This window comes from Streptomyces yamdrokensis (assembly GCF_053890455.1).
This window is the reverse complement of the sequence record NZ_CM132679.1, coordinates 5,359,636-5,384,427: the sequence shown is the minus strand read 5'-3', so window position 1 is coordinate 5,384,427 and position 24,792 is coordinate 5,359,636. Positions and strand designations below refer to the sequence as shown.

The window sequence follows — 24,792 nt, the reverse complement described above, 5'->3', positions numbered from 1 at the left end:
CCTGTCAGACGAGCGGCAGACGGAGTTCGAACAGGGCTCCGCCCGAGGGCGCCGCGCCCGCCGTGAGCGTCCCGCCGTGCCGTACGGCGACGTCCCGCGCGATGGCGAGGCCCAGACCGGCCCCGCCGTCGTCGCGGCTGCGGGCGGCGTCCAGCCGGACGAACCGCTCGAAGATCCGCTCCCGGTCGGCCTCGGCCACCCCGTCGCCGTCGTCGGCGACCCCGAGCACCGCCCGGTCGCCCTCCCGCCGCACGGTCACCGAGACCCTCTCGCGGGCGTGCCTGCGTCCGTTGTCGAGCAGGTTGCCGAGCACCCGGGCCAGCTGTCCCCGCGACCCGGCCACCTCCGCCGGCTCCCCCGGCTCCACGTCCACGGTCACCCCCGTGCGTCCCGCCGCCTCCTCCCGGGCCAGCGCGGCCAGGTCGACCCGCGCGTCGACGGGCCGCTCCCCCGCGTCAAGGCGGGCGAGCAGCAGCAGGTCGGCGGCGAGGTGCTGGAGCCGCACGGTGTCCTCGACGGCGCCGTCCAGGTCGAGGAGTTCGGGGTGCGCCGCGGCGACCTCCAGCTGGGTGCGCAGGGAGGCGATCGGGCTGCGCAGCTCGTGCGAGGCGTCGGCGACGAACCGCCGCTGACGCTCCACGGACGTCTCCAGGGCCGTGAGCGTCTCGTTGGTGGTGCGGGCGAGCCGGGCGATCTCGTCGTGGGTCGCCGGTTCCGGGACCCGGCGCGTGAGGTCCTCGGACGCGGTGATCGCGGCCATTTCCTCGCGGATACCGGCGACCGGACGCAGGGCACGCCCGGTGACCGTCCAGGTCATCCCGGCGACCAGTGCCGCCAGCAGCGGGAAGCCGATCAGCATGACGGTCAGCGCGGTGCGTACGGCGCTGTGTTCGGCGGCCAGCGGGGCGCCCGCGTAGACGGTGAGCAGGCCCCGCTCGTGGGTCCGCACGTCCACGGCCGCGAAGCGGTAGTCCGCGGTGTCCCCGTCCATGGTCGCGGCGCCGCTGCTGAAGGTGGTCTGCCGGCCGGTCTCGCCGGGGGCGAGGGAGGGTCCGGACTCTCCGGAGTCCTCCGAGGCGACAGGGCTCCGCGGGGCCTCGGTGTCGTCGCCGTCGCCGTCGGAATCGTCGTCGTCGGAATCGTCGTCGTCATCGTCGTCGTCATCGTCGTCGCGGGCCGGAGCCGACGGCGAGGGGGGCGCCGACGCGGAGGGCGAAGGGGAGGACGACGGGCGGGGCTCGACCTGGTCGGTGGTCGTGCCGGTGATCCTCCGCAGGTCCTCGGTGGCCGCGACGAGGTTCCCGTCCTCGTCGACGACCTGTACGGGCCCGGTCTCGCTGTCCAGCCCGGACAGCTGGTCGTACGGGGTCCGCGCGGCGAGTTCGGCGGCGACCGCCCGCGCCGTGCGCTCCGCCTGGGTGCCCGCCTCGGCGGTCAGGTTGGAGCGCAGCGCCTGCAGGACCGCGGCACCGGTGACGACGAGGGCCACCAGGACCACGAGGGTGGCTCCGAGCGTCGCCCGGGAGCGGACCGAGCCGAACAGGCGGGTCACGGCGCGGTCTCCAGCCGGTACCCGGCACCGCGCACGGTCCGGATCAGCCCGGCGCGCAGCTTGCGGCGCAGGGCGCTGACGTAGACCTCGACGATGTTCGGGTCGCCCTCGTAGGCGAAGTCCCAGACGTGCTCCAGGATCTCCGGCTTGGACACGACCTCGCCGGCCCGCAGCACCAGCTGCTCGAGCACGGAGAACTCCTTGGCGGTGAGCGTCACCTCGTCCTCGGCCAGGAAGACCCGGCGGGCGGCGGTGTCCACCTTCAGGTCTCCGAGCACGTGCAGCGACGAGGTCCCGGCGCCCTGTCCCCGGCGGCGCAGCAGCGCCTTCACCCGGGCGACGAGGACCACGTAGGAGAACGGCTTGGTGAGGTAGTCGTCGGCGCCGGTGTCCAGGCCCTCGGCCTCGTCGTACTCGCCGTCCTTGGCGGTGAGCATCAGGATCGGCACCTCGTGTCCGGCGGCGCGCAGGGCGGCGCAGACGCGGTAGCCGTTGAGACCGGGCAGCATGATGTCGAGGATCACCAGGTCGTACGCGCCCTCCGTGACCCGGTGCAGGCCCTCCCGTCCGTCGTGGACGACGTCCACGGCGTATCCCTCGGCGGCCAGACCCTTCGCGAGGGACAGGGCCAGCCGCTTCTCGTCCTCCACGATCAACAATCGGGAGGTGCGGCGCGAAGCGCCTCCGGCGGGGTGGTGGTGGGCGACGGGTGGGCGCATGCGCACAAGGGTCGCAGAGCGAACCTGAAGATCACTTCAGGCGGTTTCAGGTTCCTCTCAGCATCGATCGGCGAGATTGAGAACGTCGAAAACGCAGCGACTGGGGAGGAACCCACATGAAGCGCAACATCGTGATCGCCGTCGTCACCGCCGCGGCACTGGTCGGCGGAGGCACCGCGACGGCCATCGCGGTCTCGGGTGACGACGAGCCGACGACCACGAACCAGGCAAAGACGCGGGGATCGGACGACGACGGCCGGGCCGACGACCGGAGCGACGGCGACGCTGACGAAGACCGTGACGACCGTGACGACCGCGACGCCCCTGACGACCTGGACGACGACTCCCGGGCGCTCTCCGCCGACGTGACCGCGGCCGAGGCCGTCGCCGCCGCGCTGAAGCACCGGTCGGGCACCGCGGTCTCCGTCGAGATGGACGACGACGATGACGACGACCACCGCGGCAAGGCGGCCTGGGAGGTCGACATCCTCGGCGGCGGCGACACCTGGCACAGCGTGTGGATCGACCCGGGCAGCGGCAAGGTCCTGGGCTCGGAGCGGGACGACGACGGTGACGATGACGACGACACCGCCGAGGCGCGCGCCGCGCTGAAGGGCACGTCGGTGACGGCCGAGGAGGCCGCGAGGGCGGCTGCCGCCGAGGGTGCCGTGACCTCGGTGGACCTGGACGACGACACCAAGGGCTGGGAGGCCGGGACGGTCACCGCCGGCGGGGACGACCGGGAGTGGCTGGTCGACCCGAACAGCGGCAAGGTCACCGCGGACGACGACAACTCGGACGACAACGACGACCGTGGCGACGACGACCGCGACGACCACTGAGCGGAGTTCCGGGCGGGTCTGTGAACCTGCCACGTGAACAGGGCGGTGCGGGCGAATGCGCCCGCACCGCCCTGCCCGTGCGTTCCTGCCGGCCCTGCCCCGCCTCAGCCCCGCGTCAGCCCCGCGTCAGCCCCGCCACCAGTTCGTCCGCCGCGCGGTACGGATCCAGCTCGCCGCCGAGGATCCGTTCCGCCAGCGCGCCCAGGCGGCGGTCGCCGTGCAGGTCGCCGATGCGCTCCCGCAGGGTCGTGACGGCGATCGTCTCGACCTCGCGGGCCGCGCGGGCCAGCCGGCGCTCCGCCAGGACCCCGTGCTCCTCCATCCACGCGCGGTGCTTCTCCAGGGCCTCGACGACCTCGTCGACGCCCTCCCCGCGCGAGGCGACGGTCTTGACGATCGGGGGCCGCCAGTCACCGGGGGCGCGGGCCTCGCCGAGGCCCAGCATGTGGTTCAGCTCGCGGGCGGTGGCGTCGGCGCCGTCGCGGTCGGCCTTGTTGACGACGTAGACGTCGCCGATCTCCAGGATTCCGGCCTTGGCCGCCTGGATCCCGTCGCCCATGCCGGGGGCGAGGAGTACCACCGACGTGTCGGCCTGGGAGGCGATCTCCACCTCCGACTGGCCTACGCCGACCGTCTCCACCAGGACCACGTCGCAGCCGGCCGCGTCCAGGACGCGGATGGCCTGCGGCGCGGACCAGGCGAGGCCGCCCAGGTGACCGCGGGTCGCCATGGAACGGATGTAGACGCCGGGATCGGAGGCGTGCTCCGACATCCGGACCCGGTCGCCGAGCAGCGCGCCGCCGGAGAACGGCGAGGACGGGTCGACGGCCAGGACGCCGACCCGCTTGCCCTGTCTGCGGTACGCGCTCACCAGCGCCGAGGTGGACGTCGACTTGCCGACGCCCGGCGAACCGGTCAGACCGACCACGTACGCGTTGCCGGTCAGCGGCGCCAGGGCCGCCATGACCTCCCTCAGCTGCGGGGACGCCCCCTCCACCAGGGAGATCAGCCGGGCCACGGCGCGCGGCGCGCCCTCCCTGGCCCGTGCCACCAGAGTGGAGACGTCCTGCATCACTGCTCCGTTCACAAGTAAGACCCGTCAAGACCTACGGACGAAAGAGACGATCGGTTCGCTCAGGCCTTGGGTACCCGCACGATCAGCGCGTCACCCTGCCCGCCGCCGCCGCACAGCGCCGCCGCGCCGACGCCGCCGCCGCGCCGCTTCAGTTCCAGCGCCAGGTGCAGCACCAGACGGGCACCGGACATCCCGATCGGGTGCCCCAGGGCGATGGCGCCGCCGTTGACGTTCACCTTTTCCGTGGACACGCCGAGGTCCTTCATTGACTGCACGGCCACCGCCGCGAAAGCCTCGTTGATCTCGACGAGGTCCAGGTCGGACACCTCGAGGCCCTCCTTCCCGAGGGCGTGGGCGATCGCGTTGGACGGCTGCGACTGCAGGGAGTTGTCGGGTCCCGCCACGTTGCCGTGGGCACCGATCTCGGCGATCCACTCGAGGCCGAGCTCCTGCGCCCTGGCCTTGCTCATCACGACCACGGCCGCCGCACCGTCCGAGATCTGGGAGGAGGAACCGGCGGTGATCGTGCCGTCCTTGGCGAAGGCGGGGCGCAGCTTGCCCAGCGACTCGGCGGTGGTGTCGGCGCGGATGCCCTCGTCCTGGCTGAAGAGGACCGGGTCGCCCTTGCGCTGCGGGATCTCGACGGGAGTGATCTCCGCCTCGAAGATGCCGTTCTTCTGTGCTGCGGCGGCCCGCTGGTGGGACAGGGCGGCGATCTCGTCCTGCTCCGGGCGGCCGATGCCGAGGCGGGTGTTGTGCTTCTCGGTGGACTCGCCCATGGCGACGTTCTCGAAGGAGTCGGTCAGACCGTCGTACGCCATGGCGTCGATCATCTGGACCGCGCCGTACTTGAAGCCCTCCCGGGACTTCGGCAGCAGGTGCGGGGCGTTGGTCATGGACTCCTGGCCGCCGGCGACGACCACGTCGAACTCGCCGGCCCGGATCAGCTGGTCGGCCAGCGCGATCGCGTCGAGGCCGGACAGGCACACCTTGTTGACGGTGAGCGCCGGGACGTTCATCGGGATGCCGGCCTTGGCGGCGGCCTGGCGTGCCGGGATCTGCCCTGCCCCGGCCTGGAGCACCTGCCCCATGATCACGTACTGGACCTGGTCGCCGCCGATCCCCGCACGGTCGAGGGCGGCCTTGATCGCGAAGCCGCCGAGGTCGGCTCCCGAGAAGGACTTGAGCGAGCCGAGCAACCGGCCCATCGGGGTCCGGGCGCCCGCGACGATGACGGACGTCGTGCCGTTCGCCGCGGACGAGGCGGATGGTGCGGAAGTTTCGGAAGATGCAGAAGCCATGAGCTGCGATCCCCTTCCGGCTGCACAGCCGAGGAGTGAACGAGGGTTTACTTCGAATGTACTGATCCGCGGTCGGCCCCGTCATCGGGCCGTCGGTGTGATCGCGCGCACGTTGCGTAACCGCCTGGGGACCGTTCCACTGAATCCATGCTGACGCGAATCGACCACATCGGAATCGCCTGCCACGACCTCGACGCGACCGTGGAGTTCTACCGGGCCACCTACGGCTTCGAGGTGTTCCACTCCGAGGTCAACGAGGAGCAGGGGGTGCGCGAGGCCATGCTGAAGATCAACGAGACCTCGGACGGAGGCGCGTCCTACCTCCAGCTGCTGGAGCCGACCCGGGAGGACTCCACCGTCGCGAAGTGGCTCGCGAAGAACGGCGAGGGAGTCCACCACATCGCCTTCGGCACGGCGGACGTCGACGCCGAGGCCACCGCGATCAAGGACAAGGGGGTACGTGTGCTGTACGAAGAGCCCCGACGCGGCTCCATGGGGTCACGAATCACCTTCCTGCACCCCAAGGACTGTCATGGCGTACTGACAGAACTGGTCACTTCGGCGCCAGTTGAGTCACCTGAGCACTGACCCACGTACATAAGGGCCGGTAGGGTTGGGTGCGGTCGCCGCTCGATCCAGGGCGATCGGGTCCTGCCGTCAGCAAGGCGACGACTGCCTCCGTTCGGGTGAGCGTCGCCGGTCCTGACAGCAGGACGTACCGGGGTCCGGGTTTCGGGGGGCGAGCGCGGGGGCAGCAGCGCATGTTCCTCCGTTGATCTGACACCATTCCCCGGGAGTCCCGTTCGTCGGACGGACGGGACTCGGCCAGAGTTGCGACCAGGGGACGGATGGGACCGCGCAGTGCGGGGCTACGAGAGCCAGGAGCGAGATCCGGCGGCTGACGTCGACCACCTCTCTCGGTTCGAAGCCGAGATGAAGCGGCTGAAGACCGAGCGGGAAAAGGCGATCCAGCACGCCGACGACCTCGGCTACCAGGTCGAGGTGCTGCGTGCCAAGCTGCACGAGGCGCGGCGCACCATCATGTCCCGGCCCGCCTACGAGGGCGGTGACATCGGCTACCAGGCCGAGCAGATGCTGCGCAACGCGCAGGTGCAGGCCGACCAGCTCCGCGCGGACGCCGAACGCGAGCTGAGCCAGGTCCGTGCGCAGACCCAGCGGATCCTCCAGGAGCACGCCGAGCAGGCGGCCCGGCTCCAGTCCGAGCTGCACCAGGAGGCCGTGACCCGGCGCCAGCAGCTCGACCAGGAGCTGGCGGAGCGCAGGCAGACCGTCGAGTCGCACGTCAACGAGAACGTGGCGTGGGCCGAGCAGGTCCGGGCCCGTTCCGAGCAGCAGGCCCGCCGGCTCCTCGACGAGTCCCGCGCGGAGGCCGAGCAGGCCCTGGCCGCAGCCCGCGCGGAGGCCGAACGGGTGACCGCCGAGGCCCGTCACCGGCTGCGCAGCGAGGCCGAGGCCGCCCGCACGGAGGCCGACCAGACGCTGCGCCGGGCCCGCGCGGAGGCCGAGCGGCTGCTGAGCGCCGCCTCCACGCAGGCGCAGGAGGCCACCGACCACGCCGAGCAGCTGCGGACGTCGACGGCCAGCGAGTCGGAGTCCGCCCGCCGCGAGGCCCAGGAACTCGCCAGGGCCGCCGAGCAGCGCATGGCGGACGCCGAGGAGGCTCTGCGCACGGCCCGCGCCGAGGCGGACAAGGTGCTCGCCGAGGCGAAGGAGGCCGCGTCGAAGGCGCTGGCCTCCGCCGAGTCCGCCAACGAGACCCGTACGCGTACGGCCAAGGAGCAGGTCGCCCGGCTGGTCACCGAGGCCACCAAGGAGGCCGAGACCACCAAGGCGGACGCCGAGCAGATCGTCGCGGACGCCCGCGCGGAGGCGGAGAAGATCGTCGCGGAGGCCTCCGAGAGGGCCCGTACGCTCACCGCCGAGGAGAGCGCCACCCAGTTGTCGAAGGCGGCCCGGACCGCCGAGGACGTGCTCAACAAGGCGTCGGAGGAAGCCAAGCGGACCACCAGGGAGGCGGCCGAGGAGGCCGCGCGGATCCGTGGTGAGGCCGAGGCGGAGGCGGACCGGCTGCGCGCCGAGGCACACGACATCGCCACGCAGCTCAAGGGTGCGGCGAAGGACGACACCAAGGAGTACCGGGCCAAGACGGTCGAGCTCCAGGAGGAGGCCCGCCGGCTGCGCGGCGAGGCCGAGCACCTGCGCGCCGACGCGGTCGCCGAGGGCGAGAAGATCCGCGCGGAGGCCCGTAAGCAGGCCGTGTCGCAGATCGAGGAGGCCGCCCGGTCCGCCGAGGAGCTGCTGGCCAAGGCGAAGGCGGACGCCGACGAGCTGCGTTCCACCGCGCAGACGGACAGCGAGAAGGTCCGTACCGAGGCCATAGAGCGCGCCACGGCGCTGCGCCGGCAGGCCGAGGAGACCCTGGACCGCACCCGCATGGAGGCGGAGCGGCACCGCGCGGACGCCGTCGAGCAGGCCGACGCGCTCAAGGAGGACGCCGAGCGGGTCGCGCGCGAGGTCCACGAGGAGGCCGAGCGGGCCGTCACCGCGCGCCGCGCGGAGGCCGCCGAGGAGCTGACCCGGCTGCACACGGAGGCCGAGGAGCGGCTCGCCTCGGCCGAGCAGGCGCTGAGCGACGCCCGCGAGGAGGCGGCCCGTATCCGCCGGGAGGCGGCGGACGAGGCCGAGCGGCTGCGCGCCGAGGCGGCGGAGCGGGGCCGTGCGCTGCGCCGGCAGGCGGAGGCGGAGGCGGAGCGGCTGCGCGACGAGGCGGCCGCGGACGCGTCGGCCTCCCGCGCGGAGGGCGAGTCCGTGGCCGTGCGGCTGCGGTCGGAAGCCGCGGCGGAGGCGGAGCGGCTGAAGTCCGAGGCGCAGGACAGCGCAGACCGGATGCGGGCCGAGGCCCTGGCCGCCGCCGAGCGGCTCGGCGCGGAGGCGCAGGAGACGCTGGCCGGCGCGCAGGAGGAGGCCGCCCGGCGCCGGCGCGAGGCGGAGGAGCTGCTGGGCGCGGCCCGCACGGAGGCCGACCAGGAGCGCGAGCGGGCCCGGGAGCAGAGCGAGGAGCTGCTGGCGTCGGCCCGCAAGCGGGTGGAGGAGGCGCAGGCCGAGGCCGTACGGCTGGTCGAGGAGGCCGACCGGCGCGCCACCGAGATGGTGTCGGCGGCCGAGCAGCACGCCCAGCAGGTACGGGACTCGGTCGCGGGGCTGCACGAGCAGGCGCAGGACGAGATCACCGGGCTGCGCCAGGCCGCCGAGCACGCGGCGGACCGCGCGCGACGCGAGGCGCAGGAGGAGTCTGAGCGGGTCCGGGCCGACGCCTACGCGGAGCGGGAGCGGGCCGGCGAGGACGCGGCCCGGCTGCGGCGCGAGGCGCAGGAGGAGACGGAGGCCGCCAAGGCGCTCGCCGAGCGCACGGTCTCCGATGCGATCACCGAGGCGGACCGGGTCCGTTCGGAGGTCTCCGAGCAGACCCGGCGGATGCGTACGGAGGCGTCGGACGCGGTCGCCGAGGCCGAGCAGACCGCCGCGCGCACCCGCGCCGAGGCCCGCAAGGACGCCAACCGGATCCGTTCGGACGCGGCGGCCCAGGTGGACACCCTGATCACGGAGGCGCGCGGCGAGGCGGAGCGGCTCACCGCGGAGACGATCGCGGAGACCGACCGGCTGCGCACGGAGTCGGTGGCCAAGGCCGAGAAGCTGATCGCGGACGCGTCCGGCGACGCGGAGCGGCTGCGGGCCGAGGCGTCCCAGACGGCCGGTTCGGCGCAGCAGCACGCGGAGCGGGTCCGCGGCGAGTCCGCGCGGCTCAAGGCCGACGCGGAGCGGGAGGCGGACCTGTTGGTGACGTCCGCGCGCGAGGAGGCCGAGCGCACCCTCGACGAGGCCCGCAAGGACGCCAACAAGCGGCGTTCGGAGGCGGCCGAGCAGGTCGACACCCTCATCACGGAGACCGCCGCCGAGGCGGACAAGCTGCTCGCCGAGGCGCAGCAGCAGGCGCAGAAGACCACGGCGGACGCGGAGGCCCAGGCCGACTCGATGGTCGGCGCCGCCCGCGCCGAGGCCGGCCGGCTCGTCTCCGAGGCGACGATCGAGGGCAACACCCGGGTGGAGAAGTCCCGTACGGACGCGGACGAGCTGCTGATCGGGGCCCGCCGGGACGCGACCCGGATCAGGGAGCGGGCCGAGGAGCTGCGGGACCGGATCACCAGGGAGATCGAGGAGTTGCACGAGCGGGCCCGCCGTGAGGCGTCCGAGACGATGAAGTCCACCGGCGACCGCTGCGACGCGCTGATCAAGGCGTCCGAGGAGCAGCTGGCCAAGGCGCAGGCGAAGGCCAAGGAGCTCGTGTCCGAGGCCAACTCCGAGGCGGGCAAGGTGCGTATCGCCGCGGTGAAGAAGGCCGAGGGTCTCCTGAAGGAGGCCGAGCAGAAGAAGGCCGCGCTGGTCAGGGAGGCCGAGGAGCTGAAGGCCGAGGCGGTCCGCGAGGCGCGGGCCACGGTCGAGGAGGGCAGGCGCGAGCTGGAGGTCCTGGTGCGGCGGCGCGAGGACATCAACGTCGAGATCTCGCGCGTGCAGGACGTCCTGGAGGCGCTGGAGTCGTTCGAGGCGCCCGGCGGCGGCAAGGACAACGGGGTCAAGGCGGCCGCGGCGGCCGGTACGCCCGGCCAGCGGAGCAAGTCTTCGGACGGTTAGGACTTCCCGCCACCAACCGGGCAAAATCCTTCGAGGGTGAGTGAAATCCCTTACTGCCAGGTCAAATCCCCTGCCAGTAAGGGGGTTTGAGCATGAACTTGGCAAGCGCTCCGGGGGTCAGCCACTCAAAAGGGGTGTCATTCTCCGTATCAAACGTGCATCCGCTCGATGACACAGCGCTTCGGCCCCTAGGATTCCCCCTATCACCTCACCGGTCTCATTCGACAGGAACCCCATGAGCGACACTTCCCCCTACGGCTTCGAGCTTGTGCGGCGTGGATACGACCGCGCTCAGGTGGACGAACGAATCTCCAAGCTCGTCTCCGACCGTGACAGCGCTCTCGCCCGCATCACCGCTCTGGAAAAGCGCATCGAAGAGCTCCACCTCGAGACGCAGAACGCCCAGGCCCAGGTCACCGACGCCGAGCCGTCGTACGCGGGGCTCGGCGCGCGGGTGGAGAAGATCCTGCGCCTGGCCGAGGAGGAGGCGAAGGACCTCCGCGAGGAGGCTCGGCGCGCGTCCGAGCAGCACCGCGAGCTCGCCGAGTCCGCCGCCCAGCAGGTGCGCAACGACGCGGAGTCGTACTCCGCCGAGCGCAAGGCCAAGGCCGAGGACGACGGCACCCGGATCATCGAGAAGGCGCAGAGCGAGGCCGCGCAGCTGCGGTCGGACGCCCAGAAGGACGCCCAGTCCAAGCGCGAGGAGGCGGACGCCCTCTTCGAGGAGACCCGCGCGAAGGCCGCGCAGGCCGCCGCCGACTTCGAGACGAACCTCGCCAAGCGCCGCGAGCAGTCCGAGCGCGACCTGGCGTCGCGTCAGGCCAAGGCCGAGAAGCGTCTGGCCGAGATCGAGCACCGGGCGGAGCAGCTGCGCCTGGAGGCCGAGAAGCTGCGTACGGACGCCGAGCGCCGGGCCCGCCAGACGGTGGAGACCGCCCAGCGCCAGGCCGAGGACATCGTGGCCGACGCCAACGCCAAGGCCGACCGGATCCGTTCGGAATCCGAGCGGGAGCTCGCGGCGCTGACCAACCGCCGCGACTCCATCAACGCCCAGCTGACCAACGTCCGCGAGATGCTGGCGACGCTCACGGGCGCCGCGGTGGCCGCGGCCGGTTCGCCGGCCGAGGAGGAGCCCGCCTCCCGCGGGGTCCCGGCCCAGCAGACGCGGTAACCAGCGGTTCCGGTCACCGACCGGAACACCGTGGCTGAACATCGGCGAAGCCCTCTGCCACTGAGGTGGCAGAGGGCTTCGTCCCGTTCTAGCGTTGCCGCATGATCGAACTCGTGGGGCTGACCAAGCGGTACGGCGAGAAGGTCGCGGTCAACAACCTGACGTTCACCGTCGGACCGGGCATCGTCACGGGCTTCCTCGGTCCCAACGGCGCGGGCAAGTCCACCACCATGCGGATGATGCTGGGCCTGGACCGGCCCACCGCCGGTGACGTCCGGATCGACGGCAGGCACTACGACGGGCTCAGGGATCCGTTGAAGTACATCGGCGCCCTGCTCGACGCCAAGGCCGTGCACGGCGGCCGCAGCGCCTTCGACCACCTGCTGTGCCTCGCCCAGAGCAACGGCATCCCCCGGCAGCGGGTGCACGAGGTGCTGGACACGGTGGGGCTGTCGTCGGTGGCGGGGAAGAAGGCCAAGGGGTTCTCGCTCGGCATGGGCCAGCGGCTCGGCATCGCCGGCGCGCTGCTCGGCGATCCGCGCATCCTGATGTTCGACGAACCGGTCAACGGGCTCGACCCCGAGGGCATCCACTGGATCCGCACCCTGATGAAGACGCTCGCCGCGCAGGGCCGTACGGTCTTCGTCTCCTCCCACCTGATGAGCGAGATGGCACTGACCGCCGACCACCTCGTCGTCATCGGGCAGGGCCGGCTGCTCGCCGACACCTCCATGGCCGATTTCATCGCGCGCAACTCCCGCGCGTACGTCCGGATCCGCTCCCCGCAGCGGGAGCGGCTGCTGGACGTGCTGCACGAGGCCGGCCTCACGGCCGTGGAGAGCGGCGGGGCGCTGGAGGTGGACGGCGCCGGGGCGGAGCGGATCGGGGAGCTGGCGGCCCGGCACCAGCTGGTGCTGCACGAGCTGAGCCCGCAGCGGGCCTCCCTGGAGGAGGCGTTCATGCGGTTGACCGCGGAGTCGGTGGAGTACCACGCGCACTCCGACGCGCCCGCCTCCCCGCGGCAGTGGGGCGACGGACAGCAGTGGGGCGACGGCTGGAAGAGGGGCTGAGCATGGCGGCGGCGCAGGTCATCCGGTCCGAGTGGACCAAGATCCGGTCGGTGGCGTCCACCGTGTGGACGCTCTCCCTGGCGGTGGTCGTCACCATCGCGCTCGGCGTGCTGATCTCGGCCCTGTCGGCGAACGGGTTCGACACCATGAACGCCCGGGACCGGCTCTCCTTCGACCCGACGCTCACCAGCTTCGCGGGGATGAGTCTCGGTCAGCTCGCGATGATCGTGTTCGGGGTGCTGGTGGTGTCGAACGAGTACAGCACCGGCATGATCCGCACCTCGCTGGCGGCCGTGCCGCAGCGGGGGAGCTTCCTGGCCGGCAAGCTCGGCGTGGCGACCGCGCTCGCGCTCGTCGTGAGCATGGCCACCAGCTTCGCCGCCTTCTTCCTCGGGCAGGCGATGCTCGGCGAGCACAAGGCGTCCCTGGGCGACGAGGGCGTGCTGCGGGCCGTGATCGGCGGCGGCCTGTACATGACGCTGATCGCGATGTTCTCGATGGGCGTCGCCACGATGCTGCGCTCCCCGATGCTGTCACTGGGCATCCTGATGCCGTTCTTCTTCCTGATCTCCAACATCCTGGGCAACGTCCCCGCGACGGAGAAGGTCGGCCGGTTCCTGCCGGACCAGGCCGGCAGCAGGATCATGCAGGTGGTCACACCGCTCGGCGACGACACCCCGTACGGGCCCTGGGGCGGGCTCGGCATCATGGTGCTGTGGGTGGTCGCGGCGCTCGCCGGCGGCTATCTGCTGCTGAGGAGGCGTGACGCGTAGAGGACGCGGAGGGGACGCGGAGGAAAGGCGCAGAGGACGCGAAGGGGCGGGCCTGTTTTTACCTCGCCTTGAGCGGAACCGTCAGCCTCTCGATATCCTCCTAACCCTTACGGGGGTGTGCGCCCTCGTTGTCCTGAACCTCTCGATGGGGCGGAGCATGATCGAGGCAGTCGGCCTGACCAAGCGGTACGGCGACAAAACCGCTGTGTACAACCTTTCCTTCCAGGTGCGGCCCGGCGCCGTCACCGGCTTCCTCGGACCCAACGGCTCGGGCAAGTCGACGACGATGCGGATGATCCTCGGTCTCGACAACCCCACCGCGGGCCATGTCACGATCGGCGGCTATCCCTACCGCAGGCTGCCCAACGCCGCCCGGCAGGTCGGCGCCCTGCTGGACGCCAAGGCGGTGCACGGCGGCCGGTCCGCCCGCAGCCACCTGCTGAGCCTGGCCCAGCTGTCCGGCATCCCGGCCCGCCGCGTCGACGAGGTACTGGGCGTGGTCGGGCTGCACGAGGTGGCGCGACGGCGTTCCAAGGGCTTCTCCCTGGGCATGGGCCAGCGGCTGGGCATCGCCGCCGCGCTGCTCGGCGACCCCCAGGTGCTGCTCTTCGACGAGCCGGTCAACGGCCTCGACCCCGAGGGCATCCTCTGGGTGCGCACCCTGATGAAGACGCTCGCCGCGGAGGGCCGTACGGTCTTCGTCTCCTCCCACCTGATGAGCGAGATGGCGGTGACCGCCGACCACCTCATCGTGATCGGTCGGGGGCAGTTGCTGTCCGACATGAGCGTGGGGGACTTCATCTCCGCGAACTCCGCCGACTTCGCCCGGGTGCGCACCCCGGACACCGAGCCGCAGCAGCGCGAGAAGCTGTCCGCCGCGCTCACCGAGGCGGGCGGCCACGTACTGCCCGAGCAGGACGGCGCGCTGCGGGTGACGGGACTGCCGCTGCCCCGCCTGAGCGACATCGCCCACGAGGCCGGCGTACGGCTGTGGGAGCTGTCCCCGCACCAGGCCTCGCTGGAGGAGGCGTACATGCGGATGACGCAGGGCGCGGTCGACTACCGCTCGACCACCGACCAGAAGGAGGGGCTCCAGGAGCCCCTCCCGCCGGGCGCGCAGCCGCCACTGCCGGTGCCGGGTCAGGGCCAGCCCGGCTGGTACGCCCCGCCGCCGCCCCAGCAGGGCGGTCAGCGGTTCGCGGCGGCGCCGGGCGCACCGCAGACCCCCGCGGGCCCGTACGGCACTCCGGCCGGCCCCGCGGCGGCCCCGGCCGCACCGGTGGCCAACCCGTACGCCCGGCCCGTCCCGCAGCCCGGCAGGGGCGCCGCTCCGGTGACCGCCCCGCCCGCTCCCCCGTCGGCCGCGCCGGCCGCCGCTCCGGCCGCGTCGCAGGCCGCCCCCGCTGCCCCGGCCGGCCCGGCCGGCTCCGACGTGACCAAGCCCGAGGACGCCCGATGAGCACGCCCCAGCCCCCGACGCAGCAGGCCGCGCCCGCATGGCAGACGGCTGCGCCCGGATCCCCGTACCCCGGCTACACCTCGCCGATCCCGGTGGTGCGCACCCACTTCGGACATGCGCTCGCCTCCGAGTGGACGAAGATCAAGTCGGTGCGCTCCACGATGTGGACGCTGGGCGTGTTCGTGCTCCTCGTCGTCGGCATCGGCCTGCTGACCGGTGTGGTGGTGGCGAGCACCGAGCCGGACCTCGGTGGTCAGAACGCGCTCTCCATGGGCTTCTTCGGCCTGCTCCTGGGCATCATGTGCATCATCACGCTGGGCGTGCTGACCACCGCCTCGGAGTACGGCACCGGCATGATCCGCACCACCATGGTGGCCTGTCCCTCGCGCGGCCGGGTGCTCGCGGCGAAGGCCCTGGTGTTCTTCCTGATCGCCTTCGTGGTCACGCTGGTGTCCGCGACGATCGTCGCGTTCCTGCACGTGGCCATGCTGGAGGGCAACAACGCGGACCAGCCCACCGGGGGCGAGTGGCTGAAGGCCACCGTCGGCATCTCGTTCTACATCGCGCTGCTCGGCACGCTCTCGCTGGCCGTCGGCTCGATCGTCCGGCACTCGGCTGGCGCCATCACCCTCATGATCGGCGCCGTGCTCGCCCCGCTGGTGATCGCGATGTTCATGTTCGCCTCGTCGCTGGAGGGCGTGCGCACCGCGCTGTTCGAGTACTCCATCCCGAACCAGCTGAGCATCTTCTACGCCAACTCCCTCAGCGCGTCCGGCCCGTCCGGCTGGGACCCGCTGTGGATCATGCTCGGGCTCACGGCCGTGACGTTCGGCGCCGCCCTCGCCCTCCTCGGAAGGCGGGACGTCTAGGGGTTCGGAGGCCTCAGAACCTCGGCGCGTTACGGGACCGCTGCACCCGCGTGGTGCGGCGGTCCCTGGCGTTCCAGCAGGACTTGTGCCAGTGCCGGCGTTCGTCGACCCCCGAGTGGTCCGGCCAGGCCACCACGTGCGGCACCCCGTCCGGGATCAACTGGTCGCAGCCGGGGCAGCGGTACGCCTTGCCCTGGGCGCTGGACCCCGCCACATGCCGTACGTTCCACTCCTCGCCCCGCCAGCTCTCGGCGGACTGCCAGCCGCCGTAGCGCCCGGACCGGTCGGCCTCGGCGCTCCTGCCGGACGAACCGGCTCCCTTGGCTCGGTTGCGACGCGGGGACACGGGACACCTCACGGGGGGGGGGCTGTACAGGATGCAGGGACCGCATCAAGCCTACGCGGGGCGGAGCCGGGTACGCGTACGGAACCAATCATCACAAGCCTCACTTCCCGGTGGCGCAACACCGGCTCCCGGACCGCCCATTCTGTAGACAATCCGTAGATTCCCCCTCCCGGCCGTGTCCTCGGCACGTGTCGGACGGTTATGCCCTGCGGGGGAGCTCCGCGTCGGAGCCAAGGAAGCAGGAAAGCGATGCGCGTTGGAAGTTTCGTGTTGGGCGCCCAGTTCCCCGGGCAGGGCGAAGGGGAGGCGCTGCACCGAGCGGTCCGTTCCGCCGAACTGGCGGAGGAGGCGGGGCTGGACGCGGTCTGGCTGGGCGAGCACCACTTCGTGCCGTACGGCACCTGTCCGTCGGCGATCACCCTGGCGGCGTTACTGCTCGGCCGCACCCGCCGCATCCGTGTCGGTACGGCGGTGAGCGTGCTGCCCACCGTCCACCCGGTGGCGCTCGGCGAGCAGGCCGCGCTGCTGCACGTCGCCAGCGGCGGCCGGTTCTCCCTGGGCGTCGGGCGCGGCGGGCCGTGGGTCGACCTGGAGGTGTTCGGCGCCGGCCTGAGGGCGTACGAACAGGGGTTCCCGGAATCACTCGACCTGCTGATGCGCTGGCTGCGCGAACCGTCCGTCGCGGCCGACGGCGAGCGCTACCGCTTCCGTGAAGTACCCGTCGTGCCACGCCCGTCGGAAGCCCTCACCGAGGCCGCAGGCCCCGAGGTCGTGGTCGCCTGCACCTCCCCGGCGAGCGTGCGGCTCGCCGCCGAGCGCGGGCTGCCGATGCTGCTCGGCATGCACGTCGGGGACGAGGAGAAGGCCGAGATGGTCGCCCTGTGGACACGGCACGCGCGCACGTGCGGACGGCCTGCGCCGGAGATCCGCCGGGCGTCCCACGTGTCGGCCGGTGTCTGCCAGATCGCCGACCGGCGCACCGACGCGACGGAGGCGCTGCTGAAGGCGATGCCGGGCTGGCTGCGGCAGGGGCTCGGGGCCCATGTCACGGTGGACGGCCGCCGGCGGCGGATGCGTGACCCGCTGGCCTACACCGAACTGCTCTGCGGGCTGCACCCGGTGGGCACCCCGCGGCTGTGCGCGGACCGGCTCGCCGCGACCGGGGAGCGGACCGGCATCTCCCGGTTCGCGCTGCTCGTCGAGGGGTCCGGCGACCTCGCGGCGACCGAGGAGACCGTGCGGCGGCTCGGCCGCGAGGTGATCCCCCAACTCGCCGACAGGCCCTGAACGAGCCGGGGGGTCCGATGGTGACTTGCCGCTCCGGTACAGAAACCGCGCCTCCGCGTACGGAGCGGCAAGCGACCGACGTGGTGCGTCAGCAGTCGCGCAGTTCCGGTGACTGGTTCAGCAGTTGTCCGCGGACCGAGGTGAACTTGGCCAGCCTCTCGTCGACCGAGGAGTCCAGCGGGAACACGGCCACCCGGTGGCAGTTCTGGAAGGCCAGCCGGACACCGAAGTGCCGCTGCAGCGCGCCGCGTATCGCGTCACTCGCGAGCGCACGCAACAGCTGGCCGCGCGCCTGCTCGTCCGGCGGGGGCGTCTGGTTGTCGGCGAACTCTCCGCCGTCGACCTTCAGCTGGGCCACCAGGGAACTGATCATCTCCCATGCGTAGGGCAGGGAGGTCCGGACGCAGTCGACGAAGTCAGCTTCGTCGACCTCGCCTCGCTCGGCCTGTTCGAGTAGGGCCGGTGAGACGTCGAGCGACATGGGTTCTCCTCTCGCACCCCCGCAGGGCGGGGGTTGCCTGACAGATAAGGGAGCTCGCAAATTTCGACACGCTGTGTACATACTTCGCGACCTCCCGTTCAATACCGTAAGCAACGGACCGTGACCGCACCAGGCGAATCCCCGGATGCGGGACTTCCTGTGGGCCGGTAATCGGCCATCGGCGAACACGCGTTTTCCAGGAGATACAGGACGGGCCGTGTGGGCCCGGAGGGGCTCCTGGAAGTCGGTGGCACGTGCTGTGCGAGGGCTGTGCGGGGCCTGCCGCGGTGCTGTGCGCGGGTGCGCCGGCGGGGTGCCCGTGAGGGCGAATCGCCTCGACCCCGGCCCGTCGAGTAGCGTTGCCGACCATGCGTCTCGTCATTGCCCGCTGCTCCGTGGACTACGCCGGGCGGCTCACCGCGCACCTGCCCTCGGCACCCCGTCTGATCCTGGTCAAGGCGGACGGCAGCGTGTCCATCCACGCCGACGACCGGGCCTACAAGCCCTTGAACTGGATGTCGCCGCCCTGTGCCCTCAAGGAGGGCACCGGCGACGAGGAGGGGGTCTGGACCGTCGTCAACAAGGCGGGCGAGAAACTCATCATCACGATGGAGGAGGTCCTGCACGACTCCTCGCACGAACTGGGTGTCGATCCCGGCCTGATCAAGGACGGTGTGGAAGCGCACCTCCAGGAGTTGCTGGCGGACCGCATCGAAACGCTCGGCGAGGGCTACACCCTCATCCGCCGCGAGTACATGACCGCCATCGGCCCGGTCGACATCCTCTGCCGCGACGCCGGGGGACAGACGGTCGCGGTGGAGATCAAGCGACGCGGTGAGATCGACGGCGTGGAGCAACTCACGCGCTATCTGGAGCTGTTGAACCGCGATCCGCATCTCGCCCCGGTGCGCGGTGTGTTCGCCGCCCAGGAGATCAAGCCGCAGGCCCGGGTGCTCGCCACCGACCGGGGCATCGGCTGCCAGGTCCTCGACTACGACGCGATGCGGGGCATCGAGGACGACAAGCTGCGTCTGTTCTGACCGTCGCCGCGGTGTCCGGCGCCGCGGCGACCCCGTCACGTCACCACGGCATATGCAAAGGGCCGGATTCCTCCCCTCGGGTTCCAGGAGAGGGGTCCGGCCCTTCGTCGCGTGGTGACGTCCGTCAGATCACCGTCGTCCCGGAGCTGCTGGGCGTGCCCGCGTCGCCGCTCTGCGGGGCGCTCGCCGAGCTGCTCGCCTCCGACTCCGTCCCGGCCGGGGTGGAGGGTGCCGGGCCGCTCGCCGAGTTGGACGTCTCGGGCGGCGGGGGCTCCTCCGTCGGATCGTCGTCGGTCGGTTCTTCGGTCGGTTCTTCGGGCTCCTCCTCGGACGGATCCGGGGACGGGTCCCCGGTGGGATCCGGCGGGTCCTCGGAGTCCGACGGCTCGCCGGACGGCCCCGACGGCCCGGGGGACTTCGACGGACTCGTGCCGGTGGTCGGATCGTCCGGTTCCTCCGTGCCGCTCGGGTCGTCCGAGGGCTCACCCGACCCGGTGGCCGTCGGCGTCGGGTCGTCCGAGGTGCCGAGGGTGCCGTCCGGGCCGGGATCGGTCGGCCGGCTGGTGGCGTCACCGGTGTCGCCGTTCTCGTCGGCACGCGGGTCGGCGCCCAGGCTGCCGTCGTCGACGCCCTGGCTCGCGGACGGGTTGACGCCGACGTTCTCCGACGGAGTGCCCGCGTCGTTCTCCGAGGTGGCTCCGAGGGTGACCACCGTGCCCAGCACGGCCACGAGCAGCGCGCCCGCGCCGGCCGCCACCAGGTTGCGCCTGGCCATGCCCTTCAGGCCGCCTGCCGTCTTGTAGGCGGGCGCGGGCCCGGGCACGGGCGCGGCGCGGTGGACGATCAGCCCGGTGTCGGCAGGCGGCTGGAGCTCCGGAAAGGCCGTCGGCACCCCGCGGGGCGGCGACACCGACTCCTCGTAGTGGGCGTCGGGCACCTCCTCCCCCGCGGTCGGCGTCATCGGGATGCCGGAGCGGTCGGCGACCAGGGCCAGCGCGCGGCGTCCGGCGACGGTGCCGCGCTTGTCGGCGAGGGCGCCGCGCAGGCCGATGGAGGTTTCCAGCTCGGCGCGGGCACGGTCGAGATCATCGGTGCACAGGGCGTGGATGCCGAGCTCGTGGTGGAAGTAGGCCTCCTCCGCCACGTTCCCGGCGAGCCGGGCGGCCTCCGCCCCGGCCCGCAGCGCCCGCTCCCAGGCGCTCCAGTGCAGGCCCGCGGCGAACGCGGGTGCGGCGGAGCGGGCGAGCTGCACGGCGGTGCTGGGCTCGCCCTCGCCACCGGACGAGCCGAGCGGCGACAGCAGGCCGAGCGCGGCGAGCACGGCGTCGGCCTCGGCGCAGACCCGCTCGGGGGTGACCGAGGGGTGCCCGGTCCACCAGGCGTAGTGCTGGGCGGCGGTACGGGCCTGCGCCTCGGACTCGTCGGTGTACCCGGCGGCCTCCAGCTGGGCCGGTACACCGGCGGCGAGCCGGTAGTGGGAGCCGACGGCGGAGACCAGTCCGCACGCGGCCAGTTCACCGAGCGCGGCGTCGGCGTGGGTGTCGCCGACCAGCGCGGGCAGGTGTGCCCGGTGCGGGAGTTCACCGCCGAGCGCGACGGCGAACCTCAGGGTGGCGCGGGCGGAGGTGCTGAGCCGGGAGGCCAGCAGCGGGGCGGGGGCGGCGGCCTCGCCGAGCGAGGGCAGCGGGATCTCCTCGCCCTCGACGGCCCCCTCGGGCAGGTCCTCGGGCGGGGTGTCCTCGAAGACACCGAACTCGTCGACGGCGCTGGTCCCGGCGCGCAGCCGGTCGCGCTGCCGCAGCAGGGCGCCGGCCTGGACGAAGCGCAGCGGCAGACCCTCGGACTCGAACCAGAGGTCACCGGCCCAGTTCGACTCGTCCTCGGTGAGGCGCCGGCCGACGGCGTGCTCCAGCAGTTCCAGCCCGGCCGCGCGGTCGAGGCCCTCGAGGGCGATCTCCTCGACACCGGAGTCGGCGGACGGGGCGGGCACGTCCGGTGTGGCGCCGAGCAGGAAGGCGCACTCGGGGGTGGCGTCCAGCAGTTCGTCCAGGGCCGCCCCGCCGAACCCGAGGTCGTCGAGGACGACGACCGCGCCGACCTCCCGCAGGCAGTCGGCCAGCTCGTCCCGGCCGGGGCGGTGCAGGGGCGCGCCGTGGACGGCGTAGAAGAGGTCGTACAGCAGGTCGTCGGCGCTGCGGCGGTGGCCGTTGATGCGGATGACGCCGTCGGGGGCGAGGTCCGCGCAGTCCTCGGCGACGGTGTCGAGCAGCCGGGTGCGGCCGGAGCCCGCGGGCCCGGTGAGGAGCACGGAGCGGCCGCGGGCGAGCAGCCGGACCAGCTTCTCGCGCTCGTCCCGGCGGGCCAGCAGCGGCAGCTCGGCCTGGGCGGGCCCCGGCGGGACGGGCGGCTTCGCGGCACGGGCGGTCCCGGCACGCTCGGCCTCCGTCAGCTTCACCGGACGGGCGGGCCGCTCGGCGGGCGGGCAGGGCTCTATCTCGCTGCCGTCGACGGGATTGACGGTGAGCAGGTAGTCGCCGGAGACGAGCTGCACCGTGCGCGCGAGTGCGGGCGCGTGCTGTCCGATTTCGGATGCGAGGGGATCCCTGGGCGGGCGCTGGCGGGGCGCGTGCCCGTCGCCGTCGCGACCGTACTCCTCGGGTCCCGGATTGTTCGGGTCCATAGGTCCTAGCCCCCCAAAAGCGTTGTGTGCCTGGGTCCTGTCGTCGGACTCCCGGTGTCGCTGCACACCGCGCTGTCGCTTCTGGTCCGGTCCCGCTCGAGGGTTGCAAGGCGGCGGGTAGCCGAACCCTAAACCTTCGCTCAGTATCCACGACAGCCCGGGGTGCCGGGCGGTCCGAGACGTCACGGTCTCGTGAGGATTGTGCGTGCGTCACACCGTTGGCCGAGGTCGGCCCGGGTCCGCCCGTCCCTCCGGTCCGGTCCGGCCGGTCCTGTCCCGCACCTCATACACGGGGCAGCGTGTCCACCCCGATGCCTCCTTCGATCGCCAGGATCCGGTGCAGCCGGGTGGCCACCAACAGGCGCTGCATCTGCGGCGGTACGTCGCGCAGCACCAGGCGTCGGCCGCAGCGGCCGGCCCGCCGGTGGGCTCCCATGATCACGCCGAGTCCGGTGGCGTCCCAGGAGTCCAGTTCGGACAGGTCCAGCAGCAGGTCGCCGACTCCGTCGTCGACGGCCGCGTGCAGGGCCGTACGGGCGTCCGCCGCGCTGCGGACGTCGAGGCGGCCCCCGACGACCAGCTCGGCGTGGTCGCCCCTGATGTGCATATGCGCTCCCCGGTGCGTGCGTCTCGTGTCTCCGCAGTTCGGTCATGACGGTGATGCAACCTCTGACTGCGTGGAGCCTGCAGAGGTTGCCCCGCGTAAGCGAACCGATACCGAATTCACCCCGGCGTGTGACCGGGCCGGGGGTTCGGGTCGATCAGTACGTGTAGAAGCCCTGCCCGCTCTTCCGGCCGATGTCACCGGCGTCAACCATCCGGCGCATCAGTTCGGGAGCGGCGAACTTCTCGTCCTGGGACTCGGTGTAGATGTTGCCGGTGGCGTGCAGCAGGATGTCCACGCCGGTCAGGTCGGCGGTGGCCAGCGGTCCCATGGCGTGGCCGAAGCCCAGTTTGCAGGCCAGGTCGATGTCCTCGGCGCTCGCCACACCCGACTCGTACAGCTTCGCGGCCTCGACGACGAGGGCGGAGATGAGGCGGGTGGTCACGAAGCCGGCCACATCGCGGTTGACGACGATGCAGGTCTTGCCGACGGACTCGGCGAACTCCCGCGCGGTGGCGAGGGCTTCGTCGCTGGTCTTGTAGCCGCGGACCAGTTCGCACAGCTGCATCATCGGCACCGGCGAGAAGAAGTGGACGCCGACGACCCGCTCCGGGCGCCGCGTCGCCGCCGCGATCTTGGTGATCGGGATGGCGGAGGTGTTGGAGGCGAGGACGGTGTCGTCGCGCACGATCCCGTCCAGGGCACTGAAGATCTCGTGCTTGACCTCGAGCTTCTCGAAGACCGCCTCGACCACGACGTCCGCGTCGGCGCAGGCGTCCAGGTCGGTGGTCGCGGTGATCCGGGCGAGGGCCGCGTCGGCGTCGTGGGCCTCGAGTCTGCCCTTGCTCACGAACCTGTCGTACGACGACTTGATCCCGTCGGTGCCTCGCGCGAGCGCCTCGTCGGTGACGTCGCGCAGCACGACGTCCCAGCCCGCCTGGGCGGAGACCTGGGCGATTCCGGACCCCATGAGGCCGGCCCCGATGACGGCGAGCTTCCGTGCCACTGTGCGACTCCCCTTCGAAACGCTCACGCACTGTTCATGTCTGTCACTCGCGGACATTAGCGTCCGCGAGCGGATGTGTGAGGGGTTAGTAATGCGTGTCACGTCTCACGCCGTGAGACGCCGATCACGCCCGAGGACCGTACCGTCCCCGACTCCGGCGGGGCTCTTGGCCGGTGACGGACGGCAAGGATCGCTCACCGGATCACCCCGAGGCCAACTCCGTTCATTCACCGGCACGTTGTTGACGCGCGTAGCGGTGTGGCGCACGCTGGCCGACGGTCGCCGTCCGGCCGACGGCACCGCCCCATCCAGCGACCGACGGTCGGGAGGCCACCATGCTCGGACGCGCGGCACGAACCCTCTTCTCTCTTGTCATGGTCATGTCTGGCACGGTCCTCGGTGTGAGTGCCACCGCGGGCACGGCGCACGCCGACGACTGCTACACCTGGAACCGCACGCTGTCCCAGGGCTCCTCCGGCAACGATGTGACCCAGCTGCAGATCCGGGTCGCGGGCTGGGTGACCTCGGGCGAACAGCTCTCCTACGACGGCCGGTACGGCGCCCGCACCGCCGCCGCCGTCAAGAAGTTCCAGGCGGCCTACGGGCTGGCCGCGGACGGCGTGGCCGGACCGGCGACCTTCAGCAGGATCTACGCGCTCCAGGACTCCGACTGCACGCCGGTCCACTTCACCTACGCCGAACTCAACAGGTGCAACTCCACCTGGTCGGGCGGCGCGGTCCCGGCGGCCACCGCCAGGGCGAACGCCCTGAAGACCATGTGGAAGCTGGAGGCCATGCGGCGCCGGCTCGGTGACGTGCCGATCAACATCTCCAGCGGCTTCCGGTCCTACGCCTGCAACAACGCGGTCGGCGGCTCCTCGACCAGCCGTCACCTCTACGGAGACGCGGCCGACCTGGTCGGCTCCCCGGGCTTCTGCACCCTCGCCAGGCAGAGCAGGACCCACGGCTTCTCGGAGATCCTCGGCCCCGGCTACGCCGGCCACAACGACCACGTCCACGTGGCCCACGACCCGTCGCCGTACTGGTCGGCCCCCACCTGCGGCATCTGACGGACCGGTCCGGCGCCCCGGCACCCGACGCCCCGGCGCCGCGCGGCGGGCGGTCCCCGGTGCGGACCCGCCCGCCGTGCCCGCCGCGCCCGGGCGCAACTAGGCTTGGCCGCATGGTCAATCTGACGCGCATCTACACCAGGACCGGTGACAGGGGCACCACGAACCTGGGCGACATGAGCCGGGTCCCCAAGACCGATCTGCGGATCTCCGCCTACGCCGACGCCAACGAGGCGAACGCGGTGATCGGTGCGGCGATCGCCCTGGGCGGCCTGGAGGCGGAGGTCGTCGCGGTCCTCACCCGCGTCCAGAACGACCTGTTCGACGTGGGCGCCGACCTGTCGACGCCGGTCGTGGAGAACCCGGAGTACCCGCCGCTGCGGGTCGAACAGTTCTACGTGGACCGGCTGGAGGCGGACTGCGACCGCTTCAACGAGCAGCTGGAGAAGCTCCGCTCCTTCATCCTGCCGGGCGGGACGGCGGGCGCCGCCCTGCTCCACCAGGCGTGCACGGTGGTCCGCCGCGCGGAGCGCTCCACGTGGGCCGCGCTGGAGGCGCACGGCGACACGATGAACGCCCTCACCGCCACCTATCTCAACCGCCTCTCCGACCTCCTGTTCATCCTGGCGCGCATCGCCAACAAGGAGACCGGCGACGTGCTGTGGGTGCCGGGCGGGGAGCGCTGAGCCCCAGGGCGTGTTCCGGGAGTCCCGTCCGGCCCGCGGCGTCCGGCACGG

General features: G+C 72.2%; 21 protein-coding genes. 12 read left to right on the top strand and 9 right to left on the bottom strand.

Going from position 1 to position 24,792, the window contains the following annotated elements; all coding sequences use genetic code 11:
• Positions 1-4: 4 nt before the first annotated feature.
• On the bottom strand, positions 5-1,552 hold the full coding sequence (locus tag ACWZEH_RS24175; protein WP_456193199.1) for a sensor histidine kinase: 1,548 nt from the start codon (positions 1,550-1,552) through the stop codon (positions 5-7).
• Positions 1,549-2,271 carry a response regulator transcription factor gene (locus ACWZEH_RS24170; RefSeq protein ID WP_456193198.1) on the bottom strand — a complete coding sequence of 241 codons (723 nt, stop codon included), beginning with the start codon at positions 2,269-2,271 and terminating at the stop codon, positions 1,549-1,551. The genes ACWZEH_RS24175 and ACWZEH_RS24170 overlap by 4 nt, the downstream gene beginning before the upstream one ends.
• Before the next feature lie 116 nt (positions 2,272-2,387).
• Between ACWZEH_RS24170 and ACWZEH_RS24165 the strand changes: the two genes are divergently transcribed.
• Positions 2,388-3,113, top strand: a complete 726-nt coding sequence (locus tag ACWZEH_RS24165; RefSeq protein ID WP_456193197.1) for a PepSY domain-containing protein — start codon at positions 2,388-2,390, stop codon at positions 3,111-3,113.
• A 115-nt stretch (positions 3,114-3,228) separates the two neighbouring features.
• On the opposite strand, the gene meaB is transcribed toward ACWZEH_RS24165, so the two are convergent.
• Both meaB and ACWZEH_RS24155 read right to left on the bottom strand, forming a co-directional pair.
• Positions 3,229-4,185, bottom strand: coding sequence for a methylmalonyl Co-A mutase-associated GTPase MeaB (meaB, locus tag ACWZEH_RS24160; RefSeq protein WP_456193196.1), 957 nt, complete (start codon positions 4,183-4,185; stop codon positions 3,229-3,231).
• Between the two features lie 62 nt (positions 4,186-4,247).
• Positions 4,248-5,489: an acetyl-CoA C-acetyltransferase gene (locus tag ACWZEH_RS24155; RefSeq protein ID WP_456193195.1), complete on the bottom strand. Its 1,242-nt coding sequence runs from the start codon at positions 5,487-5,489 to the stop codon at positions 4,248-4,250.
• Positions 5,490-5,636: 147 nt separating this feature from the next.
• Between ACWZEH_RS24155 and mce the strand changes: the two genes are divergently transcribed.
• From mce to ACWZEH_RS24120, 7 genes are all read left to right on the top strand, one after another.
• Positions 5,637-6,077 (top strand): methylmalonyl-CoA epimerase, encoded by a 441-nt coding sequence (mce, locus tag ACWZEH_RS24150; RefSeq protein WP_384008828.1) that lies wholly within the window; start codon positions 5,637-5,639, stop codon positions 6,075-6,077.
• 273 nt (positions 6,078-6,350) lie between these two features.
• Positions 6,351-10,199, top strand: coding sequence for a polarized growth protein Scy (gene scy, locus ACWZEH_RS24145; protein ID WP_456193194.1), 3,849 nt, complete (start codon positions 6,351-6,353; stop codon positions 10,197-10,199).
• A 235-nt stretch (positions 10,200-10,434) separates the two neighbouring features.
• Positions 10,435-11,370 (top strand): coiled-coil domain-containing protein, encoded by a 936-nt coding sequence (locus ACWZEH_RS24140; RefSeq protein ID WP_456193193.1) that lies wholly within the window; start codon positions 10,435-10,437, stop codon positions 11,368-11,370.
• A gap of 101 nt (positions 11,371-11,471) precedes the next feature.
• Entirely contained in the window at positions 11,472-12,440 is a 969-nt protein-coding gene (locus ACWZEH_RS24135; RefSeq protein ID WP_456193192.1) for an ABC transporter ATP-binding protein, read from the top strand.
• Between the two features lie 2 nt (positions 12,441-12,442).
• Positions 12,443-13,213, top strand: a complete 771-nt coding sequence (locus ACWZEH_RS24130; RefSeq protein ID WP_456193191.1) for an ABC transporter permease — start codon at positions 12,443-12,445, stop codon at positions 13,211-13,213.
• A 157-nt stretch (positions 13,214-13,370) separates the two neighbouring features.
• Complete coding sequence (locus ACWZEH_RS24125; protein ID WP_456193190.1) at positions 13,371-14,672, top strand: ABC transporter ATP-binding protein; 1,302 nt, start codon at positions 13,371-13,373, stop codon at positions 14,670-14,672.
• Complete coding sequence (locus tag ACWZEH_RS24120; RefSeq protein WP_456193189.1) at positions 14,669-15,541, top strand: ABC transporter permease; 873 nt, start codon at positions 14,669-14,671, stop codon at positions 15,539-15,541. Before ACWZEH_RS24125 ends, ACWZEH_RS24120 begins: the two co-directional genes overlap by 4 nt.
• 13 nt (positions 15,542-15,554) lie before the next feature.
• Here the strand turns inward: ACWZEH_RS24120 and ACWZEH_RS24115 are convergent, their stop codons facing one another.
• The gene (locus tag ACWZEH_RS24115) at positions 15,555-15,887 is read right to left on the bottom strand and encodes an ATP/GTP-binding protein (protein WP_456193188.1); all 333 of its coding nucleotides are present in this window, start codon (positions 15,885-15,887) and stop codon (positions 15,555-15,557) included.
• 249 nt (positions 15,888-16,136) lie between these two features.
• On the opposite strand from ACWZEH_RS24115, the gene ACWZEH_RS24110 reads away from it, so the two are divergent.
• Positions 16,137-17,174, top strand: a complete 1,038-nt coding sequence (locus ACWZEH_RS24110) for an LLM class flavin-dependent oxidoreductase (RefSeq protein WP_456193187.1) — start codon at positions 16,137-16,139, stop codon at positions 17,172-17,174.
• Between the two features lie 88 nt (positions 17,175-17,262).
• On the opposite strand, the gene ACWZEH_RS24105 is transcribed toward ACWZEH_RS24110, so the two are convergent.
• On the bottom strand, positions 17,263-17,655 hold the full coding sequence (locus tag ACWZEH_RS24105; protein ID WP_042167610.1) for an SCO5389 family protein: 393 nt from the start codon (positions 17,653-17,655) through the stop codon (positions 17,263-17,265).
• A 368-nt stretch (positions 17,656-18,023) separates the two neighbouring features.
• Here ACWZEH_RS24105 and nucS point away from each other — a divergent pair, with 368 nt between their 5' ends.
• A complete protein-coding gene (gene nucS, locus ACWZEH_RS24100) occupies positions 18,024-18,695 on the top strand; it encodes an endonuclease NucS (protein WP_456193186.1) in 672 nt (223 codons plus the stop codon).
• A gap of 124 nt (positions 18,696-18,819) precedes the next feature.
• On the opposite strand, the gene ACWZEH_RS24095 is transcribed toward nucS, so the two are convergent.
• The 3 genes from ACWZEH_RS24095 to ACWZEH_RS24085 form a co-directional block, all read right to left on the bottom strand.
• Positions 18,820-21,375, bottom strand: a complete 2,556-nt coding sequence (locus tag ACWZEH_RS24095; RefSeq protein ID WP_456193185.1) for an ATP-binding protein — start codon at positions 21,373-21,375, stop codon at positions 18,820-18,822.
• Between the two features lie 283 nt (positions 21,376-21,658).
• The gene (locus ACWZEH_RS24090) at positions 21,659-21,982 is read right to left on the bottom strand and encodes an STAS domain-containing protein (RefSeq protein ID WP_266074452.1); all 324 of its coding nucleotides are present in this window, start codon (positions 21,980-21,982) and stop codon (positions 21,659-21,661) included.
• Positions 21,983-22,136: 154 nt separating this feature from the next.
• A complete protein-coding gene (locus ACWZEH_RS24085; RefSeq protein ID WP_456193184.1) occupies positions 22,137-22,985 on the bottom strand; it encodes a 3-hydroxyacyl-CoA dehydrogenase family protein in 849 nt (282 codons plus the stop codon).
• Positions 22,986-23,320: 335 nt separating this feature from the next.
• Here ACWZEH_RS24085 and ACWZEH_RS24080 point away from each other — a divergent pair, with 335 nt between their 5' ends.
• Complete coding sequence (locus ACWZEH_RS24080; protein WP_456193183.1) at positions 23,321-24,055, top strand: D-Ala-D-Ala carboxypeptidase family metallohydrolase; 735 nt, start codon at positions 23,321-23,323, stop codon at positions 24,053-24,055.
• A gap of 113 nt (positions 24,056-24,168) precedes the next feature.
• Entirely contained in the window at positions 24,169-24,741 is a 573-nt protein-coding gene (locus ACWZEH_RS24075) for a cob(I)yrinic acid a,c-diamide adenosyltransferase (protein ID WP_266074456.1), read from the top strand.
• Positions 24,742-24,792 lie beyond the last annotated feature (51 nt).